This window comes from Microbacterium sp. NPDC058021 (genome assembly GCF_042885955.1).
Classification (GTDB): Bacteria; Actinomycetota; Actinomycetes; order Actinomycetales; family Microbacteriaceae; genus Microbacterium.
On record NZ_JBHVRF010000005.1, the window covers coordinates 19,993 to 34,196 of the forward strand.

The 14,204-nt window shown below is 67.5% G+C and carries 11 protein-coding genes; 6 read left to right on the forward strand and 5 right to left on the reverse strand.

The window, feature by feature from the left end; genetic code table 11:
- Positions 1-101 precede the first annotated feature (101 nt).
- Positions 102-926, reverse strand: a complete 825-nt coding sequence (locus ACFVR6_RS11450; RefSeq protein WP_386962942.1) for a restriction endonuclease — start codon at positions 924-926, stop codon at positions 102-104.
- A 316-nt stretch (positions 927-1,242) separates the two neighbouring features.
- Here ACFVR6_RS11450 and mobF point away from each other — a divergent pair, with 316 nt between their 5' ends.
- The 4 genes from mobF to ACFVR6_RS11470 all read left to right on the forward strand — a co-directional run bounded on the left by mobF (position 1,243) and on the right by ACFVR6_RS11470 (position 7,059).
- The gene (gene mobF / locus ACFVR6_RS11455; protein WP_386962944.1) at positions 1,243-4,758 is read left to right on the forward strand and encodes a MobF family relaxase; all 3,516 of its coding nucleotides are present in this window, start codon (positions 1,243-1,245) and stop codon (positions 4,756-4,758) included.
- Between the two features lie 82 nt (positions 4,759-4,840).
- Complete coding sequence (locus tag ACFVR6_RS11460) at positions 4,841-5,182, forward strand: sulfate permease (RefSeq protein WP_386962947.1); 342 nt, start codon at positions 4,841-4,843, stop codon at positions 5,180-5,182.
- 369 nt (positions 5,183-5,551) lie between these two features.
- Entirely contained in the window at positions 5,552-6,523 is a 972-nt protein-coding gene (locus tag ACFVR6_RS11465) for a hypothetical protein (RefSeq protein WP_386962950.1), read from the forward strand.
- Positions 6,478-7,059 carry a hypothetical protein gene (locus ACFVR6_RS11470; RefSeq protein ID WP_386962953.1) on the forward strand — a complete coding sequence of 194 codons (582 nt, stop codon included), beginning with the start codon at positions 6,478-6,480 and terminating at the stop codon, positions 7,057-7,059. Before ACFVR6_RS11465 ends, ACFVR6_RS11470 begins: the two co-directional genes overlap by 46 nt.
- 74 nt (positions 7,060-7,133) lie before the next feature.
- Here ACFVR6_RS11470 and ACFVR6_RS11475 read toward each other — a convergent pair whose 3' ends face one another.
- Positions 7,134-7,622 carry a hypothetical protein gene (locus tag ACFVR6_RS11475; protein WP_386962956.1) on the reverse strand — a complete coding sequence of 163 codons (489 nt, stop codon included), beginning with the start codon at positions 7,620-7,622 and terminating at the stop codon, positions 7,134-7,136.
- A gap of 556 nt (positions 7,623-8,178) precedes the next feature.
- The gene (gene glnA / locus ACFVR6_RS11480) at positions 8,179-9,603 is read right to left on the reverse strand and encodes a type I glutamate--ammonia ligase (protein ID WP_386962959.1); all 1,425 of its coding nucleotides are present in this window, start codon (positions 9,601-9,603) and stop codon (positions 8,179-8,181) included.
- A 131-nt stretch (positions 9,604-9,734) separates the two neighbouring features.
- Between glnA and ACFVR6_RS11485 the strand changes: the two genes are divergently transcribed.
- Positions 9,735-10,169: an RDD family protein gene (locus ACFVR6_RS11485; RefSeq protein WP_386962961.1), complete on the forward strand. Its 435-nt coding sequence runs from the start codon at positions 9,735-9,737 to the stop codon at positions 10,167-10,169.
- Between the two features lie 18 nt (positions 10,170-10,187).
- Here the strand turns inward: ACFVR6_RS11485 and ACFVR6_RS11490 are convergent, their stop codons facing one another.
- Positions 10,188-10,898, reverse strand: coding sequence for a DUF4191 domain-containing protein (locus ACFVR6_RS11490; RefSeq protein WP_386962964.1), 711 nt, complete (start codon positions 10,896-10,898; stop codon positions 10,188-10,190).
- A gap of 119 nt (positions 10,899-11,017) precedes the next feature.
- On the opposite strand from ACFVR6_RS11490, the gene ACFVR6_RS11495 reads away from it, so the two are divergent.
- Positions 11,018-12,442: a hypothetical protein gene (locus tag ACFVR6_RS11495; protein ID WP_386962967.1), complete on the forward strand. Its 1,425-nt coding sequence runs from the start codon at positions 11,018-11,020 to the stop codon at positions 12,440-12,442.
- 6 nt (positions 12,443-12,448) lie between these two features.
- Here the strand turns inward: ACFVR6_RS11495 and sucB are convergent, their stop codons facing one another.
- Positions 12,449-14,185, reverse strand: a complete 1,737-nt coding sequence (gene sucB, locus ACFVR6_RS11500) for a 2-oxoglutarate dehydrogenase, E2 component, dihydrolipoamide succinyltransferase (RefSeq protein ID WP_386962970.1) — start codon at positions 14,183-14,185, stop codon at positions 12,449-12,451.
- Positions 14,186-14,204: the final 19 nt, after the last annotated feature.

The window sequence follows — 14,204 nt, forward strand, 5'->3', positions numbered from 1 at the left end:
ACAGGGAGGCACAGAATTGTTCAAAACTAGTCCCCATTTCGCGAGCATAACCCGCTGCCCTGCCCGCTGTGCCTCCGCGGGGGTTGACGCCCACGCAGCGGCTAGCTTCGCCGCAACGCGCCGAAACCGGCCGAAAGGCACGTAACTGCCAGAAAGTTCACTGCGCGCAGCACTGCGCGCTCAGGGTCGTAGGTAAAGAGCGGGATTCGCGCGTCGTCGCCAAAGTCCACTGCGCGCTTTGTGTAACCCGTCAGCGCGAAGAACGCAGCGCTTCGATCCAATACGACGGCGACGCCGTGAAGCGCTCGCAAAGCCTCTACGCCCACGGGAGCGGCATAGTGCTTCACCTGCGCGACGATGGTCGAAGAGGTCACGTCGATGCCGCCGTCAACGCTCTGTTGGGTAACCTCCGCACCGTCCACTCCCAGGTGACGCATCCACTCGCACACGAGGTGTTCCGCACCTCTCGGGGTAACCCCAGAAAGACGAGGACGGGGACGCGGAGGCCGCAGCGCCTCTCGGCGGTCGCACTCCGCCTCTGCATCAGCCAGAAGACGGTTGAAGGCCCGGTTGAATACTTCAAGCGCGCCGCCCGGCTGGCGTGCTACCCGCCTCAATTCGCGTCTGTCGACCGTGACAGGCGCGGCCTGCGGGTAGATCCACGCCAGGTGATGTCCGACAACTGCTGAGGGGTCGCCCGTGTCGGAGGGATGCACGCGGCCCGCGTAAAGCGGATCGTGGAGGTCTACCAGGTGAGTGATCACGCGGGCGAGTCGTAGACCAACTTGCTTAAACTCTGGATCGAAGCGAAGGAAAGCGGCCGAGAGATTTGGAAGCACACCCAAAGACGTGCCGTAGGCAAGGGTCCGCGACGCTTGCCGCTTGAACTCCTCGAACTGGTCTGGGAGCCAATAGTCCAGGTCCACACAGCCGAACATAGCCGCTGCGCGCAACGGCAGCGAACGACTTTGCCTATGGCTCCGAGACGCTCTGCTCGCGTCTGCTCGCGAAGATCGTGCGATGACTGCTGGGAGACAAGCCGTCGCTTATGCGTCAGATCGGACCGTCGCCGACAGCGCGCAACCGTGCTCCTGCGTGACGCGCTCGATCTGTCCGAAGGCGAACTGGTCCCGCCACACGAAACGACTGTACTGAGGTTCCACACGTCTTGCAGATCGAAGGCCGCGCCCGCTGACGCGGGCGCGGCGGGGCACCTCTCTGGCGGGTGGAAGGTCGTTAGGGATGTCGGTGTCGATGCGGGTGATGAGCGCGGGGGATGGGTACAAGTACCTCCTCCGCACTGTCGCCGCGGCCGATGGTGAGCGTCCCCTCTCCACACCGCTGACCCGCTATTACGCCGAGGCCGGCACACCACCCGGACGGTGGCTCGGAAGCGGGCTGTCGGCGCTCGCCGACCGGCGGCTCGCCGCGGGTTCGCGCGTGTCCGAAGCTCAGCTGGAGCTGCTCCTGGGATTGGGGCGAGACCCGGGAACGGCCGCGCCTCTCGGTCGGGCTTATCCCGAATACGCGACCTTCGAGCAAAGTGCGAATAGCCCGTCCAGTGCACCGGCCCAGCCCGCAACTCCAACTCAGAGTGTTCGGCGGCGCGCTGTCGCCGGCTACGACTTCACCTTTTCGCTGCCGAAGTCGGCATCCGTCCTCTGGGCGATCGCCGAACCCGACACCCAAGCCGCGATCGCAAACGCGCATCACCGGGCGATCGACGACGTGCTGGCATTTATGGAGCGGGAACTGGCTGCGACCCGCGCCGGCGAAGCGGGACGTGACGGTGCCGTTGCGCAGGTCGAGGTGACGGGCTTGATCGCCGCAGCCTTCGATCATTTCGACTCGCGCGCCGGCGATCCGCAATTGCACACGCACGTTGTGGTGAGTAACAAGGTGCGCACCGTATTCGACGGCAGATGGCGCTCGCTCGACGGGCGACCGCTGCATGCGGCGACCGTGGCGCTGTCCGAGTTGCACAGCGCCGTATTCGCCGACCACCTGGCTCGTGCGCTCGGCCTCGGGTGGGAGCAGCGCGAACGCGAAGCGGATCGAAATCCTGTTTGGGCGATCTCCTCCGTGCCCGAGCATCTCGTCTCCGAGTTCTCCTCGCGCTCGCGACACATCGACGTCGAGAAGGACCGGCTCATTGGCGAGTACATCGCCACGCACGGTCGTGTCCCTTCGAAGGTGACAATCATCCGGCTGCGGCAGCAGGCGACGCTCGCGACCCGTCCCGAGAAGCAGCTCCGATCGCTCGCCGACCTCACGCTCGAGTGGCGCACCCGCGCCAGTCGAATCCTTCGCCGCGACGCGACCGCTTGGGCGCGTGATGCGATGCATGACGAAAGAGCCTCCACCCCGTTACGCGCGGAGGATGTGTCACTCGGCATCCTGAACCAAGCCGCCGCGCGCGTGGTCGAAGCCGCAAGCGAGCGCCGTTCGACGTGGGGGCGGTGGAACCTCTACGCCGAAGCCGCGCGGCAGACGATGGGATGGCGCTTCGTCGTAACCGAAGACCGCGAGGCAGTCGTCGGCATGATCACGGACGCCGCCGAGGAGCTCTCCGTGCGGCTCACGCCGCCCGAACTTGCAGTCTCACCCGCCGACTTCCGACGCGCAGATGGGACCAGCGTCTTCCGTCCGAGGAGCTCCGAACGATACTCGTCGCTTGCGCTACTGAAAGCGGAGGAGCGACTACTCGCCGCGTCTGGCGCGACAGACGGTCCGGTCGTCAGCGCTGCAACCCTCGAGCACGCCGAGCGGGCGCGCCGCAATCACGGGCTTGTCCTCGGGCAGGATCAGCGCGCGGCACTCCATTCGATTGCATCATCGGCTCGCGCACTCGACGTCCTTATCGGGCCCGCTGGTGCAGGCAAGACGACGGCGATGCACGCGCTGCGGCTCGCGTGGGAGAAGGAGCATGGGCGTGGCTCGGTCATCGGGCTCGCGCCTTCTGCTGCCGCCGCGCGCGAACTTGCCGACGATCTCGGTATCGCCACCGAGAACACCGCTAAGTGGTTGCACGAGCATCGCCAAGGGCGCGCGACGGTGGGCGCCGGTCAGCTCGTGATCATCGACGAGGCATCCCTCGCCGGCACGCTGACGCTCGATCGCATCTGCATGCCGGCCATGCATGCGGGCGCGAAGGTGCTCCTGGTGGGGGACTGGGCGCAGCTGCAGTCGGTCGACGCGGGCGGAGCATTCCGGATGCTGGTTGAGGCACGTTCCGATGCTCCCGAACTCGCAGACGTGCATCGCTTTCGGCAAGCGTGGGAGAAGGACGCGTCCCTCGACCTCCGCAACGGGCGGCTGCAAGCGCTGGATGTTTACGGCTCGCACCACAGGATCGTCGGCGGCGACGCCGACGCGATGGCCGATGAGGCCTACACCGCATGGCTAACTGACGTGAGGCGGGGAATGTCGTCGGTGCTCATCGCCGATACGGGCGATGCCGTCGACGCCCTCAACAGGCAGGCGCGTGCCGAGCTGATCCTCTCCGGAGTCCTGGATGCCAGTGCCGAAGCGCCGTTGCGGGATGGTGCGGCGGCATCCGTCGGAGACATCGTCATCACCCGGAAGAACGACCGTCGGCTGCGTTCCGGGCGCGACTGGGTGCGCAACGGAGCGAGGTGGAAGGTTGTGGCCGTTCGTAGCGATGGGTCTCTTCGCGTGCGGAACACCGACCGCGCCGGAGCTCGACCGATCCACCTGCCGGCGGAGTATGTGGCCGAGAACGTCGAGCTCGGCTACGCGGTGACTGCCTACCGAGCGCAGGGGATCACGACGGACACCGCTCACGCAGTCGTCGAACCCGGAACGACGCGCGAGAACTTGTACGTCGCGATGACGCGGGGGAGGGCTTCAAACATGGCGTACGTGGTCGTGGCTCGTCCTGACGACAATCACTCCGCGCGGTATCCGGGCGAGAAGGCGGATGCGACCGCCCGCGACATCCTCGTAGGCGTTCTTGGCCATATCGGCGCCGAGCTGTCGGCACACGAGATGATCGTCGCCGAGCAGGAGAGCTGGGGATCGATCGCGCAGCTCGCCGCGGAGTACGAGACCCTCGCGTCATCCGCGCAACGGCCGCGCTGGACGAACCTCATCCACGCGTGCGGGCTGCCGCTCGCTCTGGCCGCGGTGGCTATCGCATCGGACGCGTTCGGTGCTCTGACCGCCGGCCTTCGACGCGCCGAAGCGCTCGGACACAACATCGACACGCTGCTCCCACGAATCGCTGCCGCGCGCGGATTTGAGGATGCTCAGGATGCCGCGGCCGTGCTCCACGAACGACTCGAGCGAGTTCTCGCTCAGCCGTCGAGTGGCAGTTCGCGGGGGAGCGGGCGTCGGCTGATCGCGGGTCTCATCCCCGCGGCGTTGGGGGAGATGGATGCCGAAATGCAGCGCGCCCTCGACGAACGGGCGCAACTTATCGAGGAACGAGCTGCGGTGCTGGTCGAAGCCGCACTGACGTCGCGAGAGAAGTGGGTCGCTTCGCTCGGGCGATCTCCCGTCGACGCGGCGCGGGCGAACGCATGGCGTCAGCAGGCGCGTATTGTCGCCGCCTACCGTGACCGGTACGGAGTCTTCGAAGATGACGCGCTCGGTGCTCCTGCTACGTCGCTGAACCAGCGAGTGGATGCTGCGGCCGCAGGCATGGCGCGTGATCACGCGATCTGGCTATCCCAGGATGCCGCTCCTGCACAGCCGCGGCGGGCGCCAAGTCGCAAGCGGCCCGTCCACAGCCTGTAGTCGCGGGTTCTATCCGAGGGCTGCGAGGCGGGCGTAGCCTGAGCGCAGCACCAGCCTCACGCCTGAGGGAGTGGTTTCGACGATGTTCCAGCTGCTGATCGCATTCGTGAGTCGCATCTACGCCTTCTTCCAGCGGAGTATGCCGACGAACATCCTGATCCGCGCCACGCACACCCGCCGCGGACTCAAGTGGGGAATGCCCGCGATGCTCCTCGCTGTCGTCTACGGCGTGATCGCCGCAGTGCTCGCGCAATGGGTCGCGGGCGGCGGGCCAGGGTGGATCAACCTGCTCGTGCTGCTGTGCCTGTGGAACGCGGTCAAGTTTGTGGTCAACGGGCCGATCACGCTCCTGCGGTTGCTGAGAAGACGCGCCGGTGAGGTGCGCTATCGGAACGCCACCACGCCGACAGGGGCGAGGGCATGAGGCCAACGGTGAGGTGACGGCGGCAAGTTCAGCTGCCGACCTGCGGCCTCTGCAAGTTCGTCAGGCGGTGTCGCCGCCATCTGGATGCCCGCGCTGATTCGAGCCCAGGATCGCGCACCACCTGAAACCCGCGGCCTAGCCGGGGTTTTCTTGCTTTCGGCTCGGGTCTCGATCGGTCCTGTGGGACACACGTGGGACACCGCCGCCAAGGACGCCCCCGTTGCGCACGCGTGTGGCCGCGAGCTCCCCCTTCGACGGGCAGACGCCCGGATGGACCGCTAGAGGGCAGTTTGAGGGAAAACCGGCGCGGCTGCCGTATGCCCGAATGTCCTCACGGCACAGTGATCTTGACACTGGGGGGAGCCAGCATTGCCGAGACGCACCATCGGTATGGAGACAATTCGGGTACGCCCGGGGCGGAACCGAAAGAAGATCTTCGGAAAGCTGTCGGACATCGACGGCCAGGACCTATTGCACATCTTCCACGGGTGGGTGGCGTCGATTCCGCCTGATGATCTGGTAGACCATCAGCGCGGCCGATACACGAAAATCACGCGTGTGACCCCGCGAGGCCGGAGCGTCCTGGTGGAGATCGAGGCGGGCTACTTCGGGACGGTGGGCCAGACGTTCGAGGTGGCGACTCACGCCGTCTCGCACAGCCGCTCGGCCGGGGAGTCGGCGACGGTCATGACGCGGCTCGTGTTCGCCGTTGCGCCGGACGCTGAGATCGGCGTGTTTGTTTCCGAGCGCGAGGGGTTGAGTGGCGGTGGTCCGGACCTGGTGAAGAGGTTCCGACGTGATCTGGTTTCGCACTATCCAACGTTCTCTTTCGATGTTGAGACGGTCATCGAGTCGGACGCCTGGGCGAAGGGTGCCGATCTGCTGGCCGTGACCGCCGTGGCATACTCCGTGCCCGTGGACCTTGCCCAGGGGGTCGTGGCGCTGCCGGTACTGAAAGGGCAGCTTCAGCAGCGCCTAGAGCCAGAGAAGGGCCAGAAGTTCCTGCCTGCTGGGCTTCTCGCCGCGTTGCAGGACCACAAGATCGAGGCGTCTGACTTCATGGGGTTCCGGGACGGCCGGGAGATCGATGACACATTCGTGACCGTGAGCCGCGACGGCCGCGAGAAGACTTACGCCATCGACAAGGAGAAGGTGCCCTCCGTCCGCGTGCTCATCAACAACGACGGTGAGCCCCCGCTCACCAATCAGCCGTTCCTCACCGAATGTCTGAACGAGGTGCGAGACTTCTACCAAGGGATGGGGTTCTCATGGCAAGAGTCGTGGCGGAGCGGCCCGTGGACGAAGAGTCAGCTACAGGTGACGATGCCCGCACAGGCATGATTTGGGATCACCTTGCGACGCTTCGCGGTGTGCGGGGTGGCTTCCTCTGGTGGCAGATCATCGCACAGCTCGTTCTGCCGATCGTCGTTGGAGTCGCAATCTGGCTGTCGGGGTTTCGCGTCGCAATAGTGGGCGACCTCATCGCGGGATTCTCGGTGCTCGCCGGTTTCCTGTTCGGCCTCGTCATATTCGTGTTTCAGCTCCGACTGGGTATTACCAGTGATCCACGCATCCAGACCAAGGCGCTGCTCCCGACCCTCATCGACCAGACGTTCTCCAACGTTCTCTACGCCGTGCTCGTTTCATTCGCCCTGATCGCGACAACTGTGGCCGCCGCAGCGACAGAGCCGCACACAGATCCGGTTGTGACGCCGTCCGCGGTCGAGGGCGGGCAAGCAACCATTGAGGCTGGGGTCGCGCTCGGCCTTGAGCCCTGGGTTTCCGCGGTGGTGATCGGCCTAGCCGTTCATCTGCTGGCGGTCGTTGGCATGTGCCTTAGTCGGACGCGCAGAGCGTACATCGAGTTGACGCGATAGTCTGCGCATCGACTCCGCATTGAGATTCGGCAAGTACGCGCCCGACGCGGTTCGGACCGGTGTTGTGGGTGCATTCAGACCGGTACGCCGGGTTTCCTCGCGTAAATCGTCTCGCCGGTGCCCAGACGGACGTATGGTCGCAGGCTCGCGGCCTTCACGTCCGGAGCGTGGGTGGAGATCGCCAGCCGCACCTCTTCCTGGGGCCAGAACAGGCTGATGCTGGTACCGGGCTGGAGCACATGCGGAAGAGTGTCGCTGAAGGGTGAGTACTTGGTCTGAACGAGGGACCCGCGCTTATCGGGCATCTCCAGACCCCAGCCAGTGATAGCCACGGGCGCGGCCCCGATGTTCGCAGGAGAGATGCATACCTGCCAGTCCGGAATCGCGCCGGTCGACGGTACGGGAAGCGCCGACGACACCGAGACACGGACATTGTGCGCGCCCTTGCGGCGAGTGACGATCTGCCACCAGAGGCTCGCGATGCCAGTCAGCGCGCCGATCACCGCGATGATGAGCCCGACGAGAGCAACGATGAAGGCGGGTAGGGCGAAGGGGTCCGACATGCTCGGATCGTATCGAGCGATCAGTCCCCTCGCGCGCACGCGCGAGGGCGTGTGCGTGCGCGCGCCCCTGTCCATCGATCTGGCGCCGAAGCATGTACTCAGCGTTCTGGGCGCAAGCGCCCAAGTGAATTAGTCTGGCTGAAGCGTCACCTGATCGAAGTCCAGCCGCAGAAGGCCAGCTCCGAGGCGGGTGGCACGCACAGGCCACGAGCGAAAAGACGTGCCGCGGAATCCGCGCGATTCCGGGCCTTGTAGCTCAGCGGGCGAGTACTGGGACTTCTCAACTGCGCCGCCAACTCACTTGCCAGACACGGTACGGGCGCCGAACCTGTCGGTTGGTATCGGTGAGTCACCAGGCCCGCCGCCGGTGCCTCATGCCATCGCTGCGCGTGAGCGGAAGCGGTCAACCACACTGTCCGAGAACCTGTCCGTTTACTCCTCGTAGCCGTCCGTAAACGTCCAGAGATAGACTGAGCCCCAGACGGCATCTGCTGTCTGGGGCTCAGTAAATTGCTGGCCTCGGAACCGGGAGTGCGGTCCCTAAGACCCCTCGGAATCAGACTCCGAAGTACAGCTCGTACTCGAAGGGGTGAGGACGGGCCGCGAGCGGCTTGATCTCGTTCTCGATCTTGTACTCGATCCACGTCTCGATGAGCTCCGGCGTGAACACGTTGCCGCGCGTCAGGAAGTCGTGGTCGGCGCGCAGCGCCTCCAGCGAATCCAGCAGCGAGTTCGGCACCTGCGGGATGTTCTTGGCCTCCTCGGGCGGCAGCTCGTAGAGGTCCTTGTCGACGGGCTCGTGCGGCTCGATGCGGTTCTGGATGCCGTCCAGGCCCGCCATCAGCTGCGCGGCGAAGGCGAGGTAGGGGTTGCCCGAGGCATCGGGAGCCCGGAACTCCACACGCTTGGCCTTGGGGTTGGAGCCGGTGATCGGGATGCGGATGGCCGCCGAGCGGTTTCCGGCCGAGTACACCAGGTTGACCGGAGCCTCGTAGCCCTTCACCAGACGCTTGTAGGAGTTGAGCGTCGGGTTGGTGAACGCCAGCAGCGCCGGCGCGTGGGCCAGGATGCCGCCGATGTACCAGCGGGCGATGTCCGAGAGCTGGGCGTAGCCCTTCTCGTCGTAGAAGAGCGGCTTGCCGTCGAGCCACAGCGACTGGTGCGTGTGCATGCCCGAGCCGTTGTCGCCGAACAGGGGCTTGGGCATGAAGGTCGCGACCTTGCCCCACTCCAGCGCCGTGTTCTTGACGATGTACTTGAACTTCAGGATGTCGTCGGCCGCGTGCACCATGGTGTCGAAGCGGTAGTTGATCTCGGCCTGGCCGCCGGTGCCCACCTCGTGGTGCGAGCGCTCCAGGTGCAGACCGGCGTCGATGAGGCGCAGGCAGATGTCGTCGCGCAGGTCGGCCTGCTTGTCGACGGGGCTCACCGGGAAGTAGCCGCCCTTGAACGGGGTCTTGTTGGCGAGGTTGCCGCCCTCCTCGACGCGACCGGAGTTCCAGGCGCCTTCCTCGGAGTCGACGTGGTAGAAGCTCGAGTTCTGCTTCACTTCGTAACGCACGTCATCGAAGACGTAGAACTCGGCCTCGGGCGCGAAGAACGCGGTGTCGGCGATGCCCGTGGAGGCGAGGTACTTCTCCGCCTTCTTGGCGACCTGACGCGGGTCCTTGGCGTAGATCTCGCCGTTGCGCGGGTTGTAGATGTCGAAGAGCATGATCAGCGTCTTCGCCTCGCGGAACGGGTCGAGGTAGGCCGTCGACACGTCCGGGATCAGCTGCATGTCCGACTCGTGGATGTTCGCGAAACCGCGGATCGACGATCCGTCGAATAGCTGACCGACGGTGAAGAACTCTTCGTCGACCGTGGAGGCGGGGATGTTGAAGTGCTGCTGCACACCCGGGAGGTCCGTGAAACGGATGTCGAGGAACTTGACGTCCTCGTCCTGGATGAACTTCAGCACCTCGGATGAATCACGGAACATGCGTTCTCCAAAGGTGGGGCTTGGTGTCGGGACCCGCCGGAGCGGGCACTTACGAACTTAGTCGGAGGGAGTTGCCCGGCAGTATCTGCCGTGTTTCGGGCGTGTTACGCGCCTCCGGTTAGGCTGGAGACGTGCCCGAAACCCCTGTAGAGAACACCTATCCCGGGGAGCGCCTCGGCTTTCCCTCCGAAGGACCGGGCAGCATCGCCCGCGTCGGTCGCCGGATCGGCGCCTTGTTCATCGACTACGCCGCCGCGACCATCATCGCGTCCGCATTCCTGGGGTTCGACCAGTTCGCACTGCCCGGCGAGGCGGGCCTCACGCAGTTCATGCCGATGGTCGTGTTCGCCGCGCTCCAGGTGCTGTTCATCCCGACGATCGGCGGCAGCCCTGGGCACCGCATCCTCGGCATGCGGGTGAACCTCGTGACCGGCGGTTGGCCGGGCCTGTGGCGGCCGATCGTGCGCACGCTGCTGCTCGTGCTGGTGATCCCGGCCGTCATCTGGGATGCCGACCAGCGGGGCCTCCACGACAAGGCCGCAGGCACGGTTCTCGTCCGCGCCTGACGGCCCGGCGGCGCTCGGTCAGCGGGGACGCGGCGCGCGGACCTTGGTGGGGTCGATGCCCTTGGGGATCGGCAGCGACGTGACCGACTTCGAGACCGAGTCTACGCGCTTGATGACGGCGGCCATCGTGGCGCGGTCGATCTTGTTGGGCAGGCGCTTGATGGTCGAGGCGAGCTTCGAGATCGGCACCTCGTCCTCACCGTGGCCGATGTAGAGCACCGTGACGGGGACTCCGGATGCCACCCGCTGCACCTTGCCGCGCTCGTCGGCGATGAGGCGGGTCAGACGACCGCGCGAGCCTTCGCCGACGATGACGACGCCGCCACGGCCGATGACGCGGTAGACGGCATCCTGCGTCTTCGGGTTGACGCCGACGGGCATCTCGGTGGCCTGCCACTTGCGGCCGAGCCCGGTCGACAGGATGTGACCGGCCGCGCCGGGCATGCCGTCGAGCTTGCGGTACATCGCCCGCGTGGACAGGCGCGTCATGGTGATCATCGCGCCGAGGAAGCCGGCCATGAGGCCGCTGATGCCCCAGAGGATGACGCTCCACACCGCGACCGGCGGCACGAGGAAGCCGATGCCGACACCGGCGGCTATGCCGAGGATGACGATTGCGATGAGCACCCAGGCCAGCCACGGGTACGCCTGCTTCGTGAAGACGAAGAGCGAGCGGAGCTGGGAGAAGAAGCCCGGGCGTTTTTCGGGTGCGGGCGTGCGTGCGGCCATAGGTCCAGCCTACCTTTCAGCGCGCCCCGCCTCCTGCACAGTCCGCACCTCGTCGCATCCGTCCCCGGATGCCGCCTCCGGCCACGCCCCGCCGTCCTGTTGCCGCGCACACTCGTCAGATGTCGTTCGCACCAGGCGCTGCCGGCGTCCCCTCGCCGCGGGGAGAGGGGAGCGTCATCCGCGTGGTGACCGATGGCGCACCCTGGCCCGGCAGGATCGTGCGTGAAGACGACGGCAGCACGACGCTGCACGTCGACACCGCGTCGCTGGTCGAGACCACGGTGTGGTGCGCTGCCGCAGACGGGCACGTGCTGACGCCGATCGACATCGTGCGCACCGCGGACGGGCACGAGGCGGTGTTCGCGCTCTGCCAGCGACGGCTCGACGAGGTGCTGCGTGAGCGGAGCGAGGCAGGGGCGCCGCCGGCGGCGGGGGAGTGCGTCACCGTGGCGGTCAGCGTGCTGCGGGGTACGGCGCAGGCCCAGGACGCCCCCACCGGAAGGTGGTGGCTCACCGACGACGGGCGCCCTGTGCTGGCCATCGGCGATGGTGAGGGTGTGCGGGATGCCGCGCTCGGCATCCTCGGGCTGCTCGAAGCCGGGTCTGCCGGCACCGTGCGCGCCGCGCTCAGCGCTGCGGCGGCGGCCATCGCCGATCCGCGCGGCGATCTCGCCGCCGCCGAGGACGCCCTGTTCACCGTGGCCGAGCCCACCGCGCTCGTGACCACCGTGCTCGCTCCGGCCCGTGCCCGGTCGGTGGCCTCGACCCTGCGCGCGGAGCCGATCCCGCCGCGGTCGGCCCTGCGTGCCGCCGTCGCGCGCCACGTCGACGCCGACGTCGCCGAGCGGGTGCAGGGCGTCCGCGACGATGTGCGTGAGCGGTGGGCCGCGCGACACGATCGGCGAGCCGCGCGCCGTGTGCGCCGGGCGGAGCGTCGGACGCCCGGCCGGGAACGCACCGTGAGACTACGGCGCCCACCGCGCGCGCCAGGTGCCGCGGAATCGCCGCGGCCGCGCCGCGTGAGACGTGCGCCGGTGATCGTCGGGGCCGCAGCGGCGGCGGTCGTGCTGGGCGCAGGGTTGCTGTGGCCGTCGGATCCGGCGCCGACCGAGATCGCGGCGACAGCGCCCGTACCGACTCCGACATCGGCAACGGCAATGGCACCGGCACCGGCACCGGCACCGGCACCGGAGGATTCCGCGGCGTCGGCGCCACCCCCGGCGGACCCCTCCGCCGTCACCGCGCCGGGGCCGACGGATCCGCAGACGTTGGCAGATCTCCTGTTGACATCGGCGTCGTCGTGCATCGATGAGGTGTGCCGTGACGCGGTGCGTGAGACGCCGGGCCGGCCGGCGCTGGACGGCGTGCTTGGGCTGGCGGGGGCCGAGCGGGAGATCACCCTCGTGGAGGACTACGGCGGTGTCGCGGTGCTCCGCGTGGCGGCGATCTCGCCCGGGGCGGCGCCCGACCGACTGCTGGTCATCGTGGAGACGGCGCAGAAATGGCTGATCCGCGACGCCTACGACGTCGCGGATCAGCCATGAGTGCGATCAGATGCCGAGCGAACCCTCGAAGTCCGCCGCCTCGAGGCGCGACTTCACCGCACCGAGGAAGCGGGCAGCGTCCGCACCGTCGACGACACGGTGGTCGTACGACAGGGCGAGGTAGACGTAGGAGCGCATCGAGATGGCATCCTTCCCGTCGACGGAGACGATGCCGGGACGCTTGACCACGACGCCGGTACCGAGGATCGCCGTCTGCGGCAGGAACACCACGGGGGTGTCGAACAGCGCGCCGCGCGACCCGGTGTTGGTCAGCGTGAACGTGCCGCCGGCCAGCTCGTCGGGCTTGAGCTTGTTGTTCCGCGTGCGCCCCGCGAGATCGGCGATCTCGTGGGCGATCTGGGCGAGGTTCTTGTCGCCGGCGTCGCGCAGCACGGGCGTGAGCAGGCCACGCTCCGTGTCGACCGCGATCGAGAGGTTCTCCGTCGGCGGGTAGACGATCTTGTCGCCGTCCACCGTCGAGTTGATCACCGGGAACGCCTTGAGGGCCTCGGCGGCAGCCAGCGCGAAGAACGGGAGGAACGACAGCTTGTCGCCGGTCTTCTCGAGGAACGTGCCCTTGACCTTGTCGCGGAACGCGGCGAGCTTGGTGACGTCCACCTCGATGACCGTGGTCAGCTGGGCGGTCTGCTGCATCGACGCGACGGCACGCTCGGCGAGCACCTTGCGCAGACGCGACATCGGCTGGGTCGTCCCGCGCAGCGGCGACGTCTCGAGCGCCGGTGCCGCAGGAGCGGCGGCCGGAGCCTCGGCCGCGGGGGCCGGAGCGGCAGCGGCAGCGAGCACGTCTTCCTTGCGGATGCGACCACCGACACCGGAACCCTTGACCTTCGCGAGGTCGACACCCTGCTGCTGCGCCAGGCGACGCACGAGCGGGGTGACGTAGGTGAGCGAGTCGTCGTCGGCGGAAAGCGACAGCGAGCCGGCGGCGGGGGCAGCAGGGGCCGCAGTCGCAGGAGCCGCGGCGGGAGCCTCGGGGGCAGGAGCCTCAGCGGAGGGAGCCGGAGCCGCGGGGGCCGGAGCCTCGGCGGCGGGTGCGGGAGCAGCAGCAGGCGCTTCGGCGGCCGGGGCAGGAGCCTCGGCGGCGGGAGCGGGAGCCGGAGCGCCCGAGCCGATGCGTGCCAGGGGGGCGCCGACCTCGACGGTCTCGTCCTCCTTCACCAGGATCTCCACGAGCTTGCCCGCGAACGGAGCGGGGATCTCGGTGTCGACCTTGTCGGTGGAGATCTCGAGCAGCGGCTCATCGACCTCCACGTCGTCGCCGACCTCCTTGAGCCAGCGGGTCACGGTGCCCTCGGTGACGCTCTCACCCAGTTCGGGCAGGCGCACCTCCTTGGCATCGCCGGAACCGGCCTCGGCAGCAGGCGCTGCGGCGGGCTCGGCCGCGGGGGCCGGAGCCTCGGCGGGAGCCGCCTCGGCCGCGGGGGCCTCGGTCTGGGCAGGGGTCTCGGCCGCGGGGGCCTCAGCAGCGGGGGTAGCGGCACCGGAGCCGTCACCGATCTTCGCGAGCACCGCGCCGACCTCGACCACCTCGTCCTCCTGGACGAGGATCTCCTCGATCACACCGCTCACGGGGGAGGGGATCTCGGTGTCGACCTTGTCGGTGGAGATTTCCAGCAGACCCTCGTCCGCCTCTACCGTGTCCCCGACTTGCTTGAGCCAGCGGGTGACCGTTCCCTCGGTGACGCTCTCGCCGAGCGCGGGGAGGACCACGGAAGTGCTCATGAGCTTTGTCTCCTTCTGA

Excerpts from the sequence above, each read along its gene's own strand:
- mobF (WP_386962944.1), top strand. The coding sequence starts at position 1,243 with ATGTCGGTGTCGATGCGGGTGATGAGCGCGGGGGATGGGTACAAGTAC.
- ACFVR6_RS11460 (WP_386962947.1), top strand. The coding sequence starts at position 4,841 with ATGTTCCAGCTGCTGATCGCATTCGTGAGTCGCATCTACGCCTTCTTC.
- ACFVR6_RS11475 (WP_386962956.1), bottom strand. The coding sequence starts at position 7,622 with ATGTCGGACCCCTTCGCCCTACCCGCCTTCATCGTTGCTCTCGTCGGG.
- glnA (WP_386962959.1), bottom strand. The coding sequence starts at position 9,603 with ATGTTCCGTGATTCATCCGAGGTGCTGAAGTTCATCCAGGACGAGGAC.
- ACFVR6_RS11490 (WP_386962964.1), bottom strand. The coding sequence starts at position 10,898 with ATGGCCGCACGCACGCCCGCACCCGAAAAACGCCCGGGCTTCTTCTCC.
- ACFVR6_RS11495 (WP_386962967.1), top strand. The coding sequence starts at position 11,018 with ATGTCGTTCGCACCAGGCGCTGCCGGCGTCCCCTCGCCGCGGGGAGAG.
- sucB (WP_386962970.1), bottom strand. The coding sequence starts at position 14,185 with ATGAGCACTTCCGTGGTCCTCCCCGCGCTCGGCGAGAGCGTCACCGAG.